The organism is Murinocardiopsis flavida, assembly GCF_003014485.1.
GTDB classification, from domain to species: Bacteria; Actinomycetota; Actinomycetes; order Streptosporangiales; family Streptosporangiaceae; genus Murinocardiopsis; species Murinocardiopsis flavida.
Genome location: NZ_PYGA01000015.1, coordinates 93,492 through 114,082 on the forward strand (window position 1 = coordinate 93,492; position 20,591 = coordinate 114,082).

Genomic DNA, 20,591 nt, shown 5'->3' on the forward strand with positions numbered 1-20,591 from the left:
GCGCCGACCCCGCCCGTTGATCGCCGCCACCGCTGGAGACCCGAATGATGTTCATGTTCTAATTCAGCATGGCCGGACCTCCCCCACCGCCGACCGCCGCCCTGCCCCGCGCGGTGCAGGTGGGGTACGGCCTGGGGTCGATCGCCACCGGGACCTTCGGCACGGTGCCCGGGCTGATCCTGCTGTACTACCTCACCGACGTCCTCAGCGTGTCGGCGGGGATCGCCGCCCTGGTGGTGTTCCTGCCCAAGGCGTGGGACGTCCTCCTCAACCCCTGGATCGGCAGCCTGTCCGACCGGACCCGGTCGGCCATGGGGCCGCGCCGACCCTGGCTGCTCGCCGGCGCCCTCACGCTGCCGGTGACCTTCGCGGCGATCTTCATGGCGCCGTCCCTCAGCGGGACGGCCGCCGCCCTCTACGTCGCCGTCGCCTTCCTGCTCGCGGCGACCGCCTTCGCCGTGTTCCAGGTGCCCTACGTGGCGATGCCGGCGGAGATGACCGGCGACACCGCCGAACGGTCACTGCTGATGTCGTGGCGGATCGCTTTCCTGGGCGTGGCGATCCTGCTCTCGGGCGGGCTCGCCCCCGCCATCGCGCAGGGCCAGGACGACGCCGCCACCGGGTACCGACTGATGGGGCTGGCCGTCGCCGGGCTGCTGCTCGTGGGCACGCTCGCCGCGTTCCTCGGGACCCGGCGGGCCCCGCGCGCCGTCCGGACCGACGCCGAGGGGTCGCTGCGCGCCCAGATCGCGGTGGCCCGGACCAACCGGCCGTTCCTGCTGCTCTTCGGGGCGTTCGTGCTCCAGGCGGTCCCCGCCGGGATCATGCTGGCCGGGGCGCCTTACCTGGCCGGCTACCTGCTGGGGTCCCCCGCCGCGGTCACGCCCCTCTTCGTCTGCCTGGTCGGCCCGCTCGTGCTGACCATGCCGCTGTGGCTGCGGGCGGCGCGGCGGTACGGCAAGCGGTCGTGCCTGCTCGCGGCCGCCGCCCTCTTCCTCGCGGGCGCCCTGGCCCTGGTGGCGGTGCCGCTGCTGCCCCCGACGCTCGCGGCGCCGTACTCCTTCGCGTGCGTGGCGGTGGTCGGTGTCGGATACGCAGGGACGCAGATGCTCCCGTTCGCCATGCTCACCGACGTCATCGCATTGGACGCCGCGGTCTCCGGCAAGCGCCGTGCCGGAATCTTCACCGGCCTGTGGACAGCAGGTGAGACGCTGGCGATGGCGGCAGGGGCCGGGGCCTATGCGCTTGTTCTCGAATTCAGCGGGTTCATCCCCTCGGATGCCACCAGTGACGTCGCGCAGCCCGCCGGCGCCCTCTGGGGGATCGTCGCGGGAATGAGCGTCCTCCCCGCTCTGCTCATCGCGCTCAGCTTCGTCTTCGTCCGGCGCTACGACGTGACGGAGGCGCGGCTCGATGCAATGCTCGCCGACCCCGAAAGTTTCACGTGGAACAACCGGAGTGCCTGAACGTGCCTGATTCCGACCGCAACAGCGGCATCCTCGCCGAACTCGACGCCCTCCGCGCGGACGACATGCCGACCCGCGGCGGACACACCTTCGCCTACGTCTACGAAGCCGGAATCCCCGGCCTGGACGCATTGGCCGCCGACGCCTACGCGCGCTGCGCGACCGTCAACGGCCTCGACATGACGGTATTCCCGAGCGTGCTGCGGCTGGAGAACGACGTGGTCGGCTTCGCCGCCCGCCTCCTCGGCGGCGGGCCGGACACCCGCGGCTCGTTCACCAGCGGCGGGACGGAATCCATCCTGCTGGCCGTCAAGTCGGCCCGCGACTACGCGCGCGAGGTCCGGGGGATCGCGGATCCGGAACTGGTGCTGCCGGTGACGGCGCACGTCGCGTTCCGCAAGGCGGCACGCTACCTGGGGCTGGGCGTCGTCACGGTCCCGGTCGACCCCCGCACGCTCGTCCCCGACCCCGACGCCGTCGCCGCCGCACTCACCGACCGCACCGCGATGGTGGTCGCCTCGGCACCGTCCTACGCCCACGGCGTCGTGGACCCCGTTCCGCGGATCGCGGCCCGCGCCCGCGAACGGGGCGTCTGGTGCCATGTGGACGCCTGCGTCGGCGGGATGGTGCTGCCCTACCTGCGCCGCATCGGGCGCGCGGCCGAGCCGTTCGACCTCTCCGTGCCCGGCGTCTCCTCGCTCTCCGTCGACCTGCACAAGTACGGGTACACCGACAAGGGCGCCTCGGTGGTGCTGTACCGCGACGCGGAACTGCGCCGCCGCCAGTACTTCGCCTCGGCCGACTGGCCGGGCTACCCCGTGGTGAATCCCACGATGCAGGGCAGCAGGTCGGCCGGGCTGCTCGCGGCGGCATGGGCGGTGCTGCGCCGGGTCGGCGACGACGGCTACGCCGAGCTGGCGGCCGCCGCGCTGCGCGCCACCGACGACGTCGTCGCCGGGATCGGCGCCATCGACGGGGTACGCGTCCTCGGCTCCCCCGGCGCCACCCTCGTCTGCATCGCCGTGGACGCCGCCGACCCGCTGCACGTCGCCGACGAGATGCGCGCCCGCGGCTGGTTCCTGCAAGCCCAGCTCGGCTACGACGGCATCCCCAGGAACCTGCACCTCACCATCACGCCCGCCACCGGACCGCAGGCCGCGGCCATGCTCGCCGACCTCGCCGCGTCGGTGCGCGCGGCCGCACTGCTGCCGTCGCCCGAACCCGATCCCGGCCTCGTGGAGGCGGTCGCCGCGCTCGCGCCCGAGACGCTGACCGGAGCCGACATCGCCCGGGTCATGGCCTCGGCGGGGCTGGGCGCCGGCGGCGCGGCACCGAAGCGCATGGCACCCGTCCTCGCCCTGCTCGACGCCGCCCCGGCCGCACTCAAGGAACGCTTCCTGACCGAGTTCATCGGGTCGCTGTACAACGCGAGCGGGGTCCCGGCATGACCGCGCCGGACCCGTCCCGCCGTCCCGCACCCCTGTGGGAGGGGCACTACCTGACCGGCGGCGCGCCCGACCGCGAGCGGGTGCGCGCGGTCCTCGTCACCCCGGACGGCGCCGTGGTCCTGTTCCGCCGCACCGTGCCGGGCCGCGACCTGTACTGGACGACCCCCGGCGGCAAGGTCGAGGACGGCGAGACACTGCTCCAGGCGCTCGCGCGCGAACTCGACGAGGAGCTGCGCGCCACCGCCGACCGGTTCGTGCTGCTCACCGCGGTCGACCGCGTGCACGGGCCGGACGAGCGGCTGAACCGGCACTACATCTTCGGCTGCCGCCTGCTGCGCATGCGGCCCGAGGAGCGCTACGGCCCCGAGTTCCACCCCGGCAACGGGCTGCACGAGGTCGACCTGATCCCCCTCGACGCCGAATCGCTCGCCGCGGTCGACCTCGTCCCCCCGGAACTCCGCACCCTGCTGATCGCCAACGCCCCAGCCCTCCGCGCCCGCTATGTGACCCGATCCGGCCAAAGCCGCCGCGCCCGACCGAAATAGTCACCGCGGGTCGCACGGACGCTCAGGTGAGTTCGGTGCGGGCGCGCATGAGGGCGAAGCCGAGGAGGTTCAGGCCCTTCCACCGCGCCGGGTTCCGGGCCCGCTCGTCGTCCGCCACCAGGCCGATGCCCCAGACCCGGTCGTGCGGGCTCGCCTCGACCAGCACCCGGTTCGCCGTGCCGAGCAGATAGGCGCGCAGGTCGGGGTGGTGCCCGAACTCGTGCACCGACCCCCGCACGACGATGTCGGACCGCCGCTCCTCCCACACCGCGGCGTCGAACCCGCGCACCCTGCGGCCGAGGTGCTTGGCCGCGCCGGGGCTCGCTGCGGCGGTGATCGCTTCGGCCGCGTCGGCGTCCTCGAACAGCCGCGCCTTCTCCGCCATCATCCAGTGCTCGGCCGTGGCGTAGGCGACGCCGTCGACCGTGAACGGCGACGGCCACCACTGGCTCAGGCAGCCCGCGCCGATACTGCCGTCGCGGTTGGGGCGGTGCCCCCAGAAGTACAGGTATTTGAACCGCGTATCGCGGGCGGCCGCTGCGCGCAGCTCGTCGACCGACAGCGGGAGATCAGGGGGCGTGCCGTCCATGCGGTCGATGGTCGCACAGAAGAGGCGCCCCGACCCGACCGATTTTTCGGGACGAAGCGCCCTCGGACGGCGCTCGGCGCACCGGGCGCCGCCCCAGTGTCAGCGCCCGCTGCCGCCGTAGACGACGGCCTCGACCTGCTCGGCGTCGAGCGCGAACTCGGAGTGCGCGGCGCCCACGGCGGTGTCGACGTCGTCCAGCGCGACGATCACCGAGATGCGGATCTCGGAGGTGGAGATCATCTCGATGTTGACCCCGGCCCCGGCGATGGAGTCGAAGAACCGGGCCGTGACCCCGGGGTACGAACGCATGCCGGCGCCGATGAGCGACACCTTGCCGATCTGGTCGTCGTAGCGCAGCGACTCGAACCCGACCTTCTCCTGCACCTTCTTCAGCGCGGTCAGGGCGGTCTGCCCGGAGTCGGCCGGCAGCGTGAACGAGATGTCGGTACGGGCGGTGGAGGCCGCCGACACGTTCTGCACGATCATGTCGACGTTGATCTCGGCGTCGGCGAGGACCTTGAAGATCGTCGCCGCCTCGCCGACCCGGTCGGGCACCCCCACGACCGTGATCTTGGCTTCGCTGCGGTCGTGTGCGACACCGGAGATGATCGGCTGTTCCATGCCTTCGGTTTCCTCAACTTCCGAGACGACCCATGTGCCGGGCTTCTGACTGAAGGACGAGCGGACGTGCAGCGGGATGCCGTAGCGGCGGGCGTACTCGACGCAGCGCAGGTGCAGGATCTTGGTGCCGCAGGCGGCCATCTCCAGCATCTCCTCGTAGGAGATGACCGGGATGCGCCGCGCGGTGGGCACGATGCGGGGGTCGGCGGTGAACACGCCGTCGACGTCGGAGTAGATCTCGCAGGCGTCGGCGTTGAGCGCGGCGGCGAGCGCCACCGCCGTGGTGTCGGAGCCGCCCCGCCCCAGCGTGGTGATGTCCTTGCTGTCCTGCGAGACGCCCTGGAACCCGGCGACGATGCAGATGGACCCTTCGTCCAGCGCCTCCTGGATGCGCCCCGGCGTGACGTCGATGATCTTGGCGTTGCCGTGCAGGGACGTGGTGATGACCCCGGCCTGCGACCCGGTGAACGACCGCGCCTCGTACCCGAGGTTGCCGATGGCCATGGCCACGAGCGCCATGGACATGCGCTCGCCCGCGGTCATGAGCATGTCGAGCTCTCGGCCCGGCGGCAGCGGGCTGACCTTCTTCGCGAGGTCGAGGAGCTCGTCGGTGGTGTCGCCCATGGCCGAGACCACGACAACGACGTCGTATCCCGCTTTCTTCTGGGCGACGATCCGCTGGGCCACTCGCTTGATGGCTTCCGCGTCGGACACGGAAGAGCCACCGTACTTCTGCACGATCAAAGCCACGATCGGCGCTCCTGAGGAGTTGGGATCAAGGTAACCAGTTGAGAAGTCTACCGATTCGTCCGGAGCGCCACCCCGCCGACCTGCGTCGGTGTCCCGCGCACCGGTCGCGGCCCGCGCGGCGCCGACCGGGAACCGGGCCGGGGCCGGTCGGGGCCGGGATGGGTTCGGTTCGGGTCGGGGCCGGGACGCTAGAACTCCAGGCTCCGGCGCCCTTCGAACGCCCGGCCGAGGGTGACCTCGTCGGCGTATTCGAGGTCGCCGCCCACCGGCAGCCCGCTCGCCAGCCGGGTGACCTTCAACCCCATGGGTTTGACGAGCCGGGCGAGGTAGGTGGCGGTGGCCTCGCCTTCGAGGTTGGGGTCGGTGGCGAGGATCAGCTCGGTGATCTGGCCGTCGGACAGCCGGGTCATGAGTTCACGGATGCGCAGGTCGTCGGGGCCGACACCCTCGATGGGGCTGATCGCGCCGCCGAGGACGTGGTACCGGCCGCGGAACTCGCGGGTGCGCTCGATGGCGACGACGTCCTTGGACTCCTCGACCACGCAGATGACGGCGGCGTCGCGGCGGGTGTCGCGGCAGATGCGGCACTGCGTCTCCTCGGCGACGTTGCCGCAGATCTCGCAGAACCTGACCCGCTCCTTGACCTCGACGAGGGCGTTCACCAGGCGTTTGACGTCGGCGTGCTCGGCGGCGAGCAGGTGGAAGGCGATGCGCTGCGCGCTCTTCGGACCGACGCCGGGCAACCGCCCCAACTCGTCGATCAGCCCCTGGACCGCACCCTCGTACATCGCCACCCACTAGCGTTCTCGCGTTGCCCCAACGGTAGTCGAGGCGGACGCGGGCTCGTGCCACAACAGCGGACCGCCCCGCGCGACCGGCACCGGTGCGGCGGAGCGGAACACACCACCATCGACAGGAGGAAGCGGCGCGGATGAACGAATCGAGCGGAGGATCGGGGACGCGCGAGTGGTTCGGCCCCGGCCTGGAAAGGCTGGGAGCCGCCTATGCGGCGGTCGTGCTCGAACAGGTCCCCGTGTTCAACGAGCACCAGCCCATGGGCGACTGGCACGTCGACGTGAACGCGTCCACCTTCCGCCAGGGCGATGTCACGGTGTCGATGGCGCCGCTGGGCACCTTCGGTACGGACGGCAGCTGGCTGTGGGCCTGGGCGAACGAGCACATGCACCCGCCGGGGTCGCCGCGCCTCGCCCCGGTGCTCGCACTGCGCGACCTGGGCGACCGGGACGGGATCCCGGAACTGGTGACCCCGCGACTCGAACTGGCGGAGTTCGCCGACCCGCGGAGGGCCGCCGAACGGCTCTCGCTCGCCGCCATGGGGGCGCTCGGCGCCCGCGGCTACGGCGGCGTGACCGCCGGCACGGGCGCGCGCTTCTACATGGTCATCAACGATCCGGCGGTCCCCGTGGCGGCATTCGACGCGATCGCCCTGCCGCGCATGCTCGTGCAGGCATTGGAGGTCTTCCCGCACGACCACCGCGCGATGGCGACCGGCTACCTCGACCGGCACGGGTTCCGGATCGCCGCCACGGAAACGGGCGGGATCGCCGCCGAGCGCCCGGACTGCACGGTCGCACTGGAGTTCGACGAGCACGCGCGGCTCGGCGACATCTCGGTCCGGCCGACGCCCGGCCGAGAGCTGCCGATGCGCTGAGCCGCCGGGGTGGCGACCCGCCGCACCCGACCGGCAGCGGCCGCCCGTACGCGGCCGGGGCCGCGCCGGGGTGGGGTTCCCGGCTAGAAGCCGGGGAGGCCGGGCATTCCGCCGCCCGGCATGCCGCCGCCGGGCATGCCCTCGGCGAGGGGGCCCATCTTCTCCTGCTGGAGCTCCTCGACCGCGGTCTCGGCGTCGCGGACCGCGGCGAGGACCAGGTCGGCGATCGTCTGGGCGGTCTCGGCGGTGTCCTCGGGGTCGATCGCCGAGGGGTCGATCTTGATGTCCTCGATCTGACCGCGCCCGCTCACGGTCACGGTCACCAGACCGCCGCCGGAGGTGCCCTCGACCTTCGCGTCGTCGAGCTCCTCCTGAGCCGACATCAACTGCTGCTGCATCTGCTGGGCCTGCTGGAGCAGCGCCTGCATGTCCATACCGCCGCCAGGGTTCACTGGATCTCTCCTTGCACGCGTCATCCGTGCCTGCGAGCGTATCCGTTCGTTCGGCCGCCCGCGCTGCGACGCCCGGCAGGGTCAGGCCGCGCCGCCGGGCGCGGATTCGACGGCCGAGACGATGACGCCGTCGAGGATGTCGCGGGACGCCAGCAGGCGGTCGATCATCCCGTCGATGCGCGCCCGTTCCACCTGGAGGTCGCCGACCAGTTCGGGGGTCGGCAGGCCGCGGTCGGAGTCGCGCATGCACGGGAGCAGCTCGACGATCTTGGCGCTGCACAGGCCGGCGGAGTACAGGCACTGGATGCGGTCGACCGCGGCCACGGCGTCGTCGGCGTACTCGCGGTGCCCGCCGGGGGTGCGCCGGGCGCTCAGCAGCCCCTGCTGCTCGTAGTAGCGGAGCGACCGCTCACTCACCCCGGTGCGCCGGGCCAGCTCGCCGATCCGCATGGTGACCTCCACCACAAAGGGTTGAACCTGCCATGGATGTCAGATTCTACCGTTGCCCCATGAGCATCGAAAGCCGCGGTTCCGACCCCTTGCTGTCCACCTATTCCCTCCCCATGACCGCGCTGCCGAACCGCGTGGTCATGGCCCCGATGACCCGCTTGCGCGCCGACCTGGAGGGGGTCCCGAGCGAGCTCATGGCGACCTACTACGCCCAGCGCGCGGGCGCCGGGCTCATCGTCTCCGAAGGCATCGCGCCGAGCGTGCGCGGCCAGCAGTACCTGAACGAGCCGGGCCTGTTCACCGAGGAGCAGGTCGCCGCGTGGCGGCGGGTGACCGACGCCGTGCACGCCGCGGGCGGGCGCATCTTCGCCCAGCTCATGCACTCCGGGCGGAACGGGCACCCGCTGAACCGGCTGGACGGCGGCCGGCCCGAGGCGCCGTCGGCGGTCGCGCTCACCGCCCCCCTGCACACCGTTGACTCCAAGGTCGCCCCGGTCGTGCCGCTGGCGATGACCCGCGCGGGGATCCGCACCACGGTCGCGGAGCACGCGCGGGCCGCCCGCAACGCGGTGCGCGCCGGGTTCGACGGCGTCGAGATCCACGGCGCCAACAGCTACCTCGTCCACCAGTTCCTCGCCGACAACACCAACCTGCGCACCGACCGCTACGGCGGTTCGACCGCCAACAGGATCCGGTTCGCCGTCGAACTGACGGAGGCGGTCGCCGACGCCGTCGGGGCCGGGCGGGTCGGGCTGCGCCTGTCGCCGGGCAACCCCGAGAACGAGATGGCAGAGGCCGATCCCGCCCCCGTCTACCGGCGGCTCCTCGCCGCGCTCGACCCGCTCGGCCTGGCCTACCTGCACCTCACCGACGACCCCGTGTACCCGGCGCTGGCCGACCTGCGTCCGTTCTGGAGCGGAACGCTCGTCGGCAACACCGGGGAACACGAGGAGACCACCCGGGACTCCGCGGCGCGCCTGCTGCGCGCGCGCCGCGCCGACCTGGTCTCCATCGGCCGCCCCTACATGGCAAACCCCGACCTGGTCGAACGCATCGCCGCCGACGCGCCGTGGGCCCCGCTCCGGTCGAGTTCGCACTACGACAGCGGCCCGGCCGGGTACACCGACTACCCGGCCCACCCCGCGTCGCTGCCGGCGGGGACGCCGGTGTCCGCGGCGGCCTGAACGGCACCGGCCGGGCGTGCGAACCCGGGCCGCTCGCCGCGTCTTCCGGATCGCGGCCGCGCGCCGTACTTTGGCAGCGTGACGGACCACGGTTCGCAGGCGTTCGCGCAATCCGCTGCCCAACGGCACGCGGCGCTGGCCGACGCGCTGGTCCGCAGCGGGGAACTCGCCGACGACCGCCTCGCCGCAGCGTTCCGCGTCACGCCCCGCCACCTGTTCATCCCGGCGACCGGCGCCCACAGCCTCGACGGCGCGGCGCTCGACGCCGGGGCCGACGCCGAGGGCTGGCTGTCGGCGGTGTACTCCGACGAAGTCGTGATCACCCGGCTCGGCGCCGGCGGCACGCCCGCCCATCCGGGCCTCGCCGCGACGTCGTCCAGTTCGGCGCCGACCATCGTGGCCCGCATGCTGAGCACCGCCGACCTGCGCGAGGGGCACCGGGTCCTGGAGATCGGGGCGGGCACCGGCTGGAACGCCGCCCTGCTCGCGGTGCTCCTCGGCGACGACGCGGTGACCTCGGTCGACATCGATCCCGACGCGGTCGCCGCGGCGCGGGCCGCCCTCGCGCGCCTCGGCCGGTCGCCGACCGTCCTGCACCGCGACGGCGAGGCCGGGTACCCGCCGAACGCCCCCTACGACCGGGTGATCGCCACGTGCAACGCGGCGCGGGTGCCGCTCCCGTGGATCGAGCAGACCGCGACGGGCGGCCTCGTCGTCACCCCGTGGTCGACGGTCGACGGGTTCGGCGGCGCGCTGGCCCGGCTCACGAAGGCCGCCGACGGCTCGGCCGCGGGTCCGCTGCTGGGCCGGCTGGGGTTCATCTGGCTGCGCGGCCAGCGCCCCCCGCCGGTCGACCCCGGCGGGCTCATGGGGCCGCCCGAGCACCGGTCGCGGACCACCGTCGACCCCATCCCGTGGTTGAGCGACTGGGACGCCACCTTCCCGCTGTCGTTCATGGTGCGCTCGTGGCGGGGCGGGCTGCGGCGCACCGAGCACGGCCCGGCGGCCTGGCTGACCGCCACCGGCGGCGACGGGTCGTGGGCGCGCATCATCCCGGAGGAGACCGGGTGGACGATCGAGCAGGCCGGCCCGCGGCGGCTCTGGGACGAACTGCGCGCGGCGCTGGAGCAGTGGCGCGACCAGGGGCGTCCCGGCGCCGACCGCTACGGCCTCACCGTGGCGCCCGACGGGGTGCACCGCGCCTGGCTCGACAGCCCGGACGGCCCCGGGTGGACGCTCCCGGCCTGGTCCGGCGCCAAGGGCTGACCGGGGCCGCTCATGCGCGAACGGGAGTGGGACCAGGGCCGACGCCCCGTCCGACTCAGCGCGGGAAGCGGCCGCCGGCGCGGTCCCGGCGCGCGGTGCCCGCCGCCCCTGCGGCGCTCACTCCGGCAGCGAGGGGACGTCGGAGACCATGTGCAGGTGTTCGCGCATGGCCTCGGCCGCCTCCTTGGGGTCGCCGGCGCGGATGGCGTCGGCGATGCGGCGGTGCCCCGCCAGCGAGGCGGCGGGCCGCTCGGGCTGGGACAGCGACTCGACCCGGGTTTGCAGGATCATCGGCGAGATCTCCTCCATCATCCGCGCCAGCAGGCCGGACCGCGCGGCCCGGGTGATGGCGAGGTGGAAGCGCTCGTCGCCGGTGACGCCGCGCTCGCCGGACTCGACCTCCGCGCCCATGGCGGCGATGGCGTCGTCGATCTCGGCGATGTCGGCCTTGCTGCGGCGCCGAGCGGCGAGTTCGGCGAGTTTCACCTCCAGCGCCTGGCGGGCCTCGATGATCTCGGCGCGGCGGTTGTCGCGGTCGCGGAGCACCCGGAGGACCTGCTCCTCGGTGGGGGTGAAGCGGACGACGGCGCCGTCGCCGTGCCGAACGTCGATGATGCCCTGGACCTCCAGGGCGACCAGTGCCTGACCGAGCGAGACCCGGCTGACGCCGAGCGCGGCGGCGAACTCGCGCTCGGAGGGGAGTCGGTCGCCGGGGCCCAGTCCGGCTTCGCGGATGTACTCGCACAGCCGCTCCACGAGCTGTTCGTACAGGCGGGGACGGGCGAGGGGGCGTGGGCGCGGCGTCGGCTTGGCGGTCATGGGTTCCTTCGGGAATTCCCCGGACTCGGGGGAGGGACCTCGTGGGGGAGGACTTGACAGGATGATATCCGGCATATTGGCTAGGCCACTGATCCAAATGAGCTGCATCACAGCTCACCTACATCACCATTTGCCCCCTTGATCGGTCCACCATGTCTCCACAACTCCTCACCATCGTCGTCCTCGTGGCGATGTTCGTGATCGCCACCGCCCTCCCCGTCAACATCGGCGCCCTGGCGTTCGTCGCCGCGTTCCTCGTGGGCACGCTCGCGCTCGCCATGGACGCCGAGACCATCCTCGGCGGGTTCCCCGCCGACCTGTTCCTCACCCTCGTCGGCGTCACCTACCTGTTCGCGATCGCGAAGAACAACGGCACGGTGGACCTGCTGGTACGCGGGGCGGTGCGGCTCGTCGGCGGGTACGTCATCGCCATCCCGTGGATCATGTTCGCCATCACCGCCCTGCTCACGGCGGTGGGTGCGCTCAGCCCCGCTGCGGTCGCCATCATCGCCCCCATCGCCCTCGGGTTCGCCGCGAAGTACAGGATCCACCCCCTGCTCATGGGCATGATGGTGGTCCACGGCGCGCAGGGCGGCGGGTTCTCTCCGGCGAGCGTCTACGGCGTGACCGTGAACGGCATCGTCGCGCAGAGCGACCTCACCCTCGCCCCGCTCACCCTGTTCTTCGGCAGCCTGCTGTTCAACATCGCGATCTCGCTCGTGCTGTTCTTCGCGCTGGGCGGGCACCGCCTCATCGGTGTCCACGCCAGGGAGTTCGAGACGGCGGCCGTCGGCGCCGGCGGCGGGACGGCGAACGGCGACGGCCCTCCCGACGGGACCGCCGCCGGGGACGCGCCGGCGGCCGGGTTCCGGTGGGACCAGGCCGCGACCATCGTCGGCATCATCGCGCTCGGCGTGCTCGCCCTCGGGTTCGGCATCGACGTCGGCTTCGTCGCCATCACGGTGACCGTGGTCCTGGCGCTGCTGTCCCCCAGGGCGCAGAAGGGCGCGATCAACCAGATCAGCTGGTCGACGGTGCTGCTGATCACCGGGATGCTCACCTTCGTCGGCGTGATGGAGGAGGCGGGCACGATCGAGTACGTCGGCAACGGCGCGGCGAGCCTGGGCGCGCCGATGCTCGTCGCCCTGCTGCTCTGCTACATCGGCGCGATCGTGTCCGCGTTCGCCTCGTCCACGGCGATCCTCGGCGCGACCATCCCGCTGGCGGTGCCGTTCCTGCTCCAGGGTGAGATCGGCGTGGTCGGCCTGATCACGGCGCTCGCGGTGTCCTCGACCATCGTCGACGTCAGCCCGTTCTCCACCAACGGCGCGCTGGTCCTGGCGAACGCGTCCGGTGTCGACCCGGACCGGTTCTACCGGCAGATCCTGATCTACAGCGCCATCGTTGTGCTGGTCGGACCGCTGATCGCGTGGGGCGTCCTGGTCGTGCCCGGCTGGCTGTGAACCGGCGCCCGTGCCGGCGCCGCAGGGGTGCGCGCCCCGCGGCGCCGGCGCGGGCTTGACTTTGACCAAATTGGATTATTGGCTAGTCCAGTAATCCGATCGAGCCTCCGGGAGGAGACCGCCATGGCGCGTCCGAGCGAGCGTCCCCGCCGTCTGGGCGCCCACGAACTCCTCACCGCGACACTCGACCCCGGCACCTTCCGCTCCTGGGACACCGAGCCGATCGACGTGCACCCCGGCCCCGAGTACGCAGCCGAACTCGCCGCCGCCCGCGAACGCAGCGGCTGCGACGAGGCCGTGATCACCGGCGAGGGGCTCCTCCGCGGCCGCAGGGTCGCCGTCGTCGCCTGCGAGTTCCGCTTCCTCGCCGGGTCGATCGGCATCGCGGCGGCCGAGCGCCTGGTCGAGGCCGTCGAGCACGCCACAGCGGAGCGGCTGCCCCTCCTCGCCGCGCCCGCCTCCGGCGGCACCCGTATGCAGGAGGGCACCCTCGCGTTCCTGTCCATGGTGAAGATCTCGGCCGCGATCGCCGCGCACAAGAGCGCCGGACTCCCCTACCTCGTCTACCTCCGCCACCCCACGACGGGCGGGGTCCTCGCCTCATGGGGCTCCCAAGGGCACCTCACCGTCGCCGAACCGGGCGCGCTGATCGGCTTCCTCGGCCCGCGCGTCTACGAGGCGCTGTACGACCGGCCCTTCCCCGAAGGGGTCCAGACCGCGGAGAACCTGTACCGCAGCGGCCTGATCGACGCGGTCATGCAGCCCGGCGACGTCCCGGCCATCGCCGACCGCGCCCTCAACGTCCTGCTCGCGCGGCCGTCCGCCCCAAGCGGGGCACCGGCGGAGGAGGCAGCGGACGAGGCGGTCCCCGACATCCCCGCCTGGGACTCCATCACCCGCTCCCGCCGCATCGACCGGCCCGGCGTGCGCAGGGTGCTGCGGCACGCCGCGACGGACGTCGTCCCGCTCAACGGCACCGGCGACGGCGAGTCCGACCCGGGGCTGCTGCTCGCCCTCGCCCGGTTCGGCGACGCCCCCTGCGTCGTCCTGGGCCAGGACCGCGACCGCCAGTCCGTGGAGCGCCCGCTCGGCCCGGCCGCGCTGCGCGAGGCGCGGCGCGGCATGCGCATCGCCCGCGAACTGCGCCTGCCGCTGGTCACCGTCATCGACACCCCCGGCGCGGCGCTGTCCAAGGACGCCGAGGAGCGCGGCATGGCCGGGCAGATCGCCCGCTGCCTCGCGGAGCTGGTGACCCTGGAGGCGCCCACGGTCGCCGTGCTGCTGGGCCAGGGCACCGGCGGCGGCGCGCTCGCACTCGCACCGGCCGACCGGGTGATCGCCGCCCAGCACGCCTGGCTGTCCCCGCTGCCGCCCGAAGGCGCGAGCGCGATCGTGCACCGCACGGTCGACCGCGCACCGGAGCTCGCCGCGGCCCAAGGCGTGCGGTCGGTGGACCTGCGCGCCAACGGGGTCGTGGACCGGATCGTCGCCGAACACGACGACGCCGCCGACGAACCCGAGGCGTTCTGCCTGCGGCTCGGCGCGGCCGTGCACACGGAACTCGCGGGCCTGATCGGCGCCGACCCCGCCGCCAGGACCCGGGCGCGGTGGGCGCGCTACCGCCGCCTCGGACTCCCCCAGTAGGCGCCCGGCGGACGTCGGCGGCCCCGCCGACGCGCCGCGCACACCCAGCCGGAAGGATGGAGCCGACCGGGATGTATCGAGAGGAGAGCACCAGCATGGCGCGACTCGACGGACCACTGGCAGAGACCGTTGTGGTGGACCTGTCCCGAGCGTTGGCGGGACCGCACGCGGCGATGCTGCTGGGCGACCTGGGCGCGCGGGTCATCAAGGTGGAGCAGCCCGGCACCGGCGACGACACCCGCGGGTGGGGGCCGCCGTTCGTCGGCCCCGACGAGGACCCGGTCAGCACCTACTTCCTCTCCTGCAACCGCAACAAGGAGTCCATCGAGCTGGACCTGAAGTCCGACGACGGGCGCAGCCGGCTCACGCAACTCGTGCGCGCGGCCGACGTCCTCGTCGAGAACTTCCGCCCGGGCGTGCTCGACCGGCTCGGCTTCGACGTGGACCGGCTGCACGAGCTCAACCCGCGCCTGGTCGTCTGCTCCATCACCGGGTTCGGCCACGACGGCCCCGAGGGCGGCAGGGCCGGCTACGACCAGATCGCCCAGGGCGAGGCGGGGCTCATGGGCCTGACCGGCCCCGGCCCCGACGAGCCCACCAAGGTCGGCGTCCCGATCGGCGACCTGCTGGCGGGGATGAACGCCGCACAGGGCGTCCTCGCCGCACTGTACGAGCGGGAGAAGACCGGCGCCGGTCGCGTGGTGCGCACCTCCCTGCTGTCGTCCATCGTCGGCGTCCACGCCTTCCAGGGCACCCGGTGGACGGTCGCGGGCGAGGTGCCGGGCCCCATCGGCAACCAGCACCCCTCGATCGCGCCCTACGGCGCGTTCGCCTGCGCGGACGGCCAACTCCAGGTCGCCGTCGCCAGCGAGGTGCAGTGGGCGCGGTTCGCCGAACTCCTCGGTCTCGACACCGGCGACCCCCGGTTCGCCCGCAACGCCGACCGCGTCACCAACCGGCCGGAGCTGACCGCGCAGATCGAGGCCGTCCTGGCAACGGGCGGCCGCGACGAGTGGCTGGAGCGCATCGGCGCCATCGGGATCCCGTGCGGCGCCATCCGCAGCATCGACCAGGTCTACGAGTGGCCGCAGGCGCGCTCCCAGGGCCTGGTCATCGACGTCGACCACCCGGTACTCGGCTCCATCGAACTCCCCGGCTCGGCGCTCCGCTTCGACCCGCCCCGGCCCGCCGGGGACGCCGCGCCCGCGGACGGCACGCCGGGGACCGCCGCTGCCGGGTCGGGAGCCGCGCAGCAGGCGGGCCACCTCCCCCCGCCCGGACTCGGCGAGCACAACAAGAAGGTCCGCGCCTGGCTGGACTCCCTCGACGCCTGATCCCCGCCCGCACGGCGCCGGAGCGGTGGACCGCTCCGGCGCCGAAGCGGCGCCCGCCTTCAGTGGCCGAGCAGGTCAACGGTGCGCCGCTCGGGCCCGGGCCAGGCGCTCAGAGATCACGATGCACTTCGGCCGTCGCTGCTGCGCAGGCTTTCCGGCAGCCTCGCCCCCGACTCCAGTGGGACCGGCGATCTCGGCCCGCACCCTCCGGTCAGGGTTCCGCGCCGCCCTGGGCCTGGTGCACAACCACGAACCGCGACGTTTCACATCGCTCCAATGCACCGCGGTCCCCGCAGCGCCCACACGAGCAGCGGGACCCGCGCGCGCAAGGCCACCCGCCCTCCACACGTTCAACTGCCAGATTTCGCTCACCACAGCCGACAGAGGCAAGGCTGCCGGTGAGCCTGCGCAGCAGCGACGGCCGAAACACAACCGGCCCGTTCCCACCTGTCGCCGGCCCCACTCGGGGAGGGGCACCCGCGCGCCGTGGTCCGGTACCCCGCGCCGGCAGCCGGCCGGACGACGCCGCTTTTCCGGGAATTGAACAGTTAGAGAACGTTGCGTTTTCTACCGGTGTCGCTTACTCTCGCAATTAGAGAACTCAACGTACTCTAATGGGCGTGCAGGCGCGCGCTCCCCTGCCAGGAGGAGGCCGCATGCCGTCCAGCACCGCAGCGGATCGCCGGGCGCGCCGCCCGCGCGGCGTCGGCGCCATCCTCCCCGGAGTCCTGCTGGCCATGCTGCTCGCGGCGCTCGACCAGACCATCATGGCGCCGGCCCTCCCCACGATCGCCGGGGAACTCGGCGGGCTGGGGCTGCTCTCCACGGTGGTCACCGCCTACCTCGTGGCCGCGACGGTCGCCATGCCGCTGTACGGCAAGCTCGGCGACGCGTTCGGCCGCAAGCGGGTCATGCAGGCCGCGATCCTGGTGTTCCTGCTCGGCGCCGCGCTCTGCGCACAGGCCGACACGATGACGGAGCTGGTGGTGTTCCGCGCGGTGCAGGGCGCCGGGGGCGGCGGGCTCATGATCGGCGCCCAGGCGATCATCGGCGAGGTGGTCAGCCCGCGCGAGCGCGGCCGCTACCTCGGCCTGATCGGCGGCGCCTACATCCTCGCCGCGGTCGCCGGGCCGCTGCTCGGCGGCGTCCTGATCGACCACCTCTCGTGGCGCTGGATCTTCTACCTCTACCTGCCCCTGGGCGTGCTGGCGTTCGCCGTTCTCACCGCCACCCTGCGCCTGCCCGCGCCGCCGGAGCGGCGGCCCGTCGACTACGGCGGCGCCCTGGCCCTCGGTGCCACCGTTGTCTGCCTGGTGCTGCTCACCTCGGGCGCGGGCACCGCCGGCCCCTGGCCGCCGTGGGCGACCCCCGCCCTTGTCGCGGCGCTGGTCCTCTCCGGTGCCGGGTGGCTGTGCACGGCGCGGTTCGCACGCGACCCGGTGCTGCCCCTCGGCCTGTTCCGCGACCCGGCCTTCGCCATCCCCGGCGCCATCGGCTTCCTCATCGGGTTCGCGATGTTCACCGCGCTCAGCTACCTGCCGGCCTTCTTCCAGATCGCCATGGGCACCTCTGCAACGGGATCCGGCGGGCTGCTCATCGCGCTGATGGTCGGCATCCTCAGCACCACGGCGCTCTCGGGGTGGCTCATCACACGCACCGGCCGCTACAAGCCGTTCCCCGTCATCGGCACCGCGACCGCCGCCGTGGGCATGGCGCTGCTCGCCACACTGGACGCCCGCAGCAGCCCCGCCGCCGCCGCAGCGATCATGCTGCTCCTCGGCGCGGGAATCGGCCTGGTCATGCAGGTCACGATGCTCGCGGTGCAGAACAGCGTCGCCCACCGCGACCTCGGCACCGCCACCTCCACCGTGACCTTCCTCCGCCAGATCGGCAGCTCGGTCGGCGTCGCCGTCATGGGCGCGCTGATCACCGACCGGTTCGCCGAACGGGTGCCCGCGACAGTCATCGACCGGCTCGGTGGCGACCTCGACCGCCTCACACCCGGGTTCGTGCGCACCCTGCCCGCGGGGCTGCGCACATCGGTCGGCGACGCGTTCGGAGCGGCGCTCCCCCCGGTGTTCGGGTACGCGGTGCCGCTGCTGGCACTCGCGTTCCTGCTCGCCGTCCTGCTCCCCGCCCGGCCGCTGCGCACCGAGGCGCACGTCGACATCGCCGCCCCTGAACCCGAGCACGCCCCCGACCCCGCCACGACCAGAGACGCATAGGAGCGCCGCCATGATCGGACCCGACACCGGTACCTCCACCCGGCCCCAGCCCGCGGCGGCCGACCGCCTCACCGCACCGCTGCGCGACGTCGGCGCGCACGACCTCGCCACTGCGGGCGGCAAGGGCGCGAACCTCGGCGAGCTGGTGCGCCGCGGCTTCCCCGTCCCCGCCGGCTTCGTCGTCACGACCGCCGCCTACACCGCGCTGGTCGAACGCGCCGGTCTCGCCGCGCCCATCGCCGCGGCGCTCGCCGGTGCCGGCACGGCGGGCGGTGCCGGCGCGGATGGCGGCGCGGACCCCGGCGGCGCCGCCATCCGCGCCGCGTTCGCCGCGGCGGAGATCCCCGCCGACCTGCGCGCCGCCGTCCTCAGCGGGTACCGGGACCTCGGCGGCGGGCCGGTGGCCGTGCGCTCCAGCGCAACAGCGGAGGACCTGCCCGGGGCGGCGTTCGCAGGCCAGCAGGACACCTTCCTCAACGTCGAGGGCGACGGCCCCGTACTCGACGCCGTCGCCCGCTGCTGGGCGTCGCTGTGGACCGACCGCGCCATCGCCTACCGCCGCGCCAGGGGCATCCCGTCGGACGACGTCCGCATCGCCGTCGTCGTCCAACGCATGGTGCCCGCCGCGGCGGCGGGGGTGCTCTTCACCGCCAACCCCGTCACGGGCGCACGCGGCGATGTCGTCGTCGACGCCGGGGTCGGCCTGGGCGAGGCGGTGGTGTCCGGACTCGTCACCCCCGACCACTACGTACTCGGCCGCGACGGGCGGGTCCGCGACTACCGGCCCGGCGGCGGCGAGGTCGTCGTGCGCGGCGCCGCGGGCGGCGGCACGGAGGAGGTGGCGGGCGACGGCACGGCGCGGCGGCTGCCAGACCCCGTGCTGCGCGAACTGGTGCGGCTCGCGGTCGCCGCCGCCGAGCACTTCGGGCGGCCGCAGGACATCGAATGGGCGTACGCGCCCGACGCCGCCCCCGACACCGCGGCACCCGGAACGGCCGCCGCTGCCCGCGGCGCCGTCCACCTGCTCCAGGCCCGCCCGATGACGGCGCTGCCGCCGCCCCCGCTGCGGCTCAACCCGATCCAGCGCAGGGTCGCCCCGTTCCTCGTCGAGATGCTCCCGACCCGCCCCTACCCGCTGGACCGCACCAGCTGGATGGAGCACGGCCCGCTGGAGATGGTCCGGCGCATGATGGCCAGCGTGGGCGTCCGCTTCCCCCGGCTCGACCGGATCTTCCCCGAGGAGGACGGCGTGGTGGCCGGATTCGTCCCGCCGGCCCCGCGTCCCACGGTGAAGCTGCTCGCGGCGCCTGCCCTGCTCGGCTACCGGGCGTGGCGGTTCTCCCCCGCCCGGTGGACGGCGGACCCGCGCTTCGCCGCGTTCCAGCGCGTCGCCGAGGAGCGGACGGCCCGCGACCTCCACGAGACCCCCTGGTCGGAGCTGCGCCGGTACCCCCGCGCGGACCTGGAGCTGATGGACGCGATCTCCGCCCTGCGCATCGACTACTTCCCCCGGGGCGCGCTCTCCCTGCTGCGGCTCCGGCTGCTGCTCGTCCGCCTCCGCAGGCGCGACCTGATGGCCGACCTGATGGCGGGCGCCCCGACCCGGACCCGCGACGCCAACAGCGCTCTGGCCGAACTCGCGCGGTCGGTCCGCGACGACCCCGCCCTGCTCGCGGCGTTCACCGGGGCCGAGGCCGCCGACGTCCTCGCGTCGGTGCGCACCGACGCGCGGTTCCGCGGCTTCGCCGACCGCCTGACGGACTTCCTCGCCGAGTACGGGCACCGCGAGACCGCGAGCCCGCTGCTCATCTCCGCACCCACCTGGGTCGAGGCGCCCGAGGTGGTGATCGGCCTGGTCAAGGTCCTCGCCGAGGAGCGGGTCGCCGAGGCGGCCGACGGCCGCAACGGCGCCGCCGAGGAACGGCTGCTCGACCACCCCTCCCTGCGCTCGGCGGCGCGCCGTTCCCGCGCGCTGCGCACCGTCCGCGCCGCGCAGAGCTTCGTCGCCATCCGCGAGGACACCCACTTCCACGGCACCAGGCTGCTGCCCGCCATCCGCCGCAGCCTCCTGGAGATGGGGCGCCGCCTGCACGGGGCCGGCGTGCTCGACACCCCGCAGGACGTCTTCCACCTGCGGCTCGCCGAACTGGAGGCCATCGGCGACGCCGGGCGGCTGCCCGCCGCCGACGCCGAGCGGCTGCGCCGCACCGTCCTCGCCCGGTCGGCGAAGCGCGCCGAACTCGCCGGGGTCCGGCTGATCGACCTCACCGCCGTGTTCCCCGCCTCCGGCGACTCGGCGGACACGCTGGCCAACGGCACCCCCGCGAGCGGGGGCACCGCGACCGGCAGGGTCCGCGTCATCGCCCGCGCGGCCGACTTCGGCACGCTGCGCAGCGGCGAGGTCCTGGTCTGTCCCTACAACAACCCCGCGTGGACGCCCTTGTTCCAGCGGGCCGCCGCCGTCGTCGTCGACACCGGGGGGCTCGCCTCGCACGCGGCGATCGTCGCCCGCGAGTACGGCATCCCCGCCGTCATGGGCACCCGCGAAGGCACCGCCGCGCTCGCCGACGGCCTGCTCGTCACCGTCGACGGCGACCGCGGCACCGTGACCGCCGCCGATACCGGAACCGGTGCCACCGGTGCTCCGTAGAATCGACCCGACC

General features: G+C 73.6%; 17 protein-coding genes. 11 read left to right on the forward strand and 6 right to left on the reverse strand.

What is annotated here, in order from left to right; all coding sequences use genetic code 11:
• The first annotated feature begins 68 nt into the window (after window positions 1-68).
• Genes CLV63_RS20415 through CLV63_RS20425 form a run of 3 tightly spaced genes read left to right on the forward strand, consistent with a single transcriptional unit; the run spans window position 69 to window position 3,459 of the window.
• On the forward strand, window positions 69-1,466 hold the full coding sequence (locus CLV63_RS20415; protein ID WP_106584767.1) for an MFS transporter: 1,398 nt from the start codon (window positions 69-71) through the stop codon (window positions 1,464-1,466).
• 2 nt (window positions 1,467-1,468) lie between these two features.
• Window positions 1,469-2,914, forward strand: a complete 1,446-nt coding sequence (locus CLV63_RS20420; RefSeq protein WP_245928944.1) for a pyridoxal phosphate-dependent decarboxylase family protein — start codon at window positions 1,469-1,471, stop codon at window positions 2,912-2,914.
• Complete coding sequence (locus tag CLV63_RS20425) at window positions 2,911-3,459, forward strand: NUDIX domain-containing protein (protein WP_106584768.1); 549 nt, start codon at window positions 2,911-2,913, stop codon at window positions 3,457-3,459. The genes CLV63_RS20420 and CLV63_RS20425 overlap by 4 nt, the downstream gene beginning before the upstream one ends.
• A gap of 22 nt (window positions 3,460-3,481) precedes the next feature.
• Here CLV63_RS20425 and CLV63_RS20430 read toward each other — a convergent pair whose 3' ends face one another.
• From CLV63_RS20430 to recR, 3 genes are all read right to left on the reverse strand, one after another.
• Window positions 3,482-4,048 (reverse strand): NADAR family protein, encoded by a 567-nt coding sequence (locus CLV63_RS20430; RefSeq protein WP_106584769.1) that lies wholly within the window; start codon window positions 4,046-4,048, stop codon window positions 3,482-3,484.
• Window positions 4,049-4,147: 99 nt separating this feature from the next.
• Window positions 4,148-5,419, reverse strand: coding sequence for an aspartate kinase (locus CLV63_RS20435; protein ID WP_106584770.1), 1,272 nt, complete (start codon window positions 5,417-5,419; stop codon window positions 4,148-4,150).
• 188 nt (window positions 5,420-5,607) lie between these two features.
• Complete coding sequence (recR, locus tag CLV63_RS20440; protein ID WP_106584863.1) at window positions 5,608-6,207, reverse strand: recombination mediator RecR; 600 nt, start codon at window positions 6,205-6,207, stop codon at window positions 5,608-5,610.
• 143 nt (window positions 6,208-6,350) lie between these two features.
• Between recR and CLV63_RS20445 the strand changes: the two genes are divergently transcribed.
• Entirely contained in the window at window positions 6,351-7,091 is a 741-nt protein-coding gene (locus CLV63_RS20445; RefSeq protein WP_106584771.1) for a DUF6882 domain-containing protein, read from the forward strand.
• Window positions 7,092-7,174: 83 nt separating this feature from the next.
• On the opposite strand, the gene CLV63_RS20450 is transcribed toward CLV63_RS20445, so the two are convergent.
• Together CLV63_RS20450 and CLV63_RS20455 are read right to left on the reverse strand one after the other, a co-directional pair.
• Window positions 7,175-7,525, reverse strand: a complete 351-nt coding sequence (locus tag CLV63_RS20450; protein ID WP_106584772.1) for a YbaB/EbfC family nucleoid-associated protein — start codon at window positions 7,523-7,525, stop codon at window positions 7,175-7,177.
• 99 nt (window positions 7,526-7,624) lie between these two features.
• Window positions 7,625-7,993: a MerR family transcriptional regulator gene (locus CLV63_RS20455; protein ID WP_106584864.1), complete on the reverse strand. Its 369-nt coding sequence runs from the start codon at window positions 7,991-7,993 to the stop codon at window positions 7,625-7,627.
• A gap of 59 nt (window positions 7,994-8,052) precedes the next feature.
• On the opposite strand from CLV63_RS20455, the gene CLV63_RS20460 reads away from it, so the two are divergent.
• Window positions 8,053-9,177, forward strand: a complete 1,125-nt coding sequence (locus tag CLV63_RS20460; protein ID WP_106584773.1) for an alkene reductase — start codon at window positions 8,053-8,055, stop codon at window positions 9,175-9,177.
• Between the two features lie 78 nt (window positions 9,178-9,255).
• A complete protein-coding gene (locus tag CLV63_RS20465; protein ID WP_106584774.1) occupies window positions 9,256-10,443 on the forward strand; it encodes a methyltransferase domain-containing protein in 1,188 nt (395 codons plus the stop codon).
• Between the two features lie 117 nt (window positions 10,444-10,560).
• Here the strand turns inward: CLV63_RS20465 and CLV63_RS20470 are convergent, their stop codons facing one another.
• Entirely contained in the window at window positions 10,561-11,262 is a 702-nt protein-coding gene (locus CLV63_RS20470) for a FadR/GntR family transcriptional regulator (protein ID WP_106584775.1), read from the reverse strand.
• A gap of 152 nt (window positions 11,263-11,414) precedes the next feature.
• On the opposite strand from CLV63_RS20470, the gene CLV63_RS20475 reads away from it, so the two are divergent.
• The 5 genes from CLV63_RS20475 (at window position 11,415) to CLV63_RS20495 (ending at window position 20,578) form a co-directional block, all read left to right on the forward strand.
• Entirely contained in the window at window positions 11,415-12,725 is a 1,311-nt protein-coding gene (locus CLV63_RS20475) for an SLC13 family permease (RefSeq protein ID WP_106584776.1), read from the forward strand.
• A gap of 123 nt (window positions 12,726-12,848) precedes the next feature.
• On the forward strand, window positions 12,849-14,369 hold the full coding sequence (locus CLV63_RS20480) for a carboxyl transferase domain-containing protein (protein ID WP_106584777.1): 1,521 nt from the start codon (window positions 12,849-12,851) through the stop codon (window positions 14,367-14,369).
• Window positions 14,370-14,464: 95 nt separating this feature from the next.
• On the forward strand, window positions 14,465-15,703 hold the full coding sequence (locus CLV63_RS20485) for a CaiB/BaiF CoA transferase family protein (protein WP_106584778.1): 1,239 nt from the start codon (window positions 14,465-14,467) through the stop codon (window positions 15,701-15,703).
• 656 nt (window positions 15,704-16,359) lie between these two features.
• Complete coding sequence (locus tag CLV63_RS20490; RefSeq protein ID WP_106584779.1) at window positions 16,360-17,928, forward strand: MDR family MFS transporter; 1,569 nt, start codon at window positions 16,360-16,362, stop codon at window positions 17,926-17,928.
• Between the two features lie 10 nt (window positions 17,929-17,938).
• The gene (locus tag CLV63_RS20495) at window positions 17,939-20,578 is read left to right on the forward strand and encodes a PEP/pyruvate-binding domain-containing protein (protein ID WP_106584780.1); all 2,640 of its coding nucleotides are present in this window, start codon (window positions 17,939-17,941) and stop codon (window positions 20,576-20,578) included.
• The last annotated feature ends 13 nt before the right edge of the window (window positions 20,579-20,591 follow it).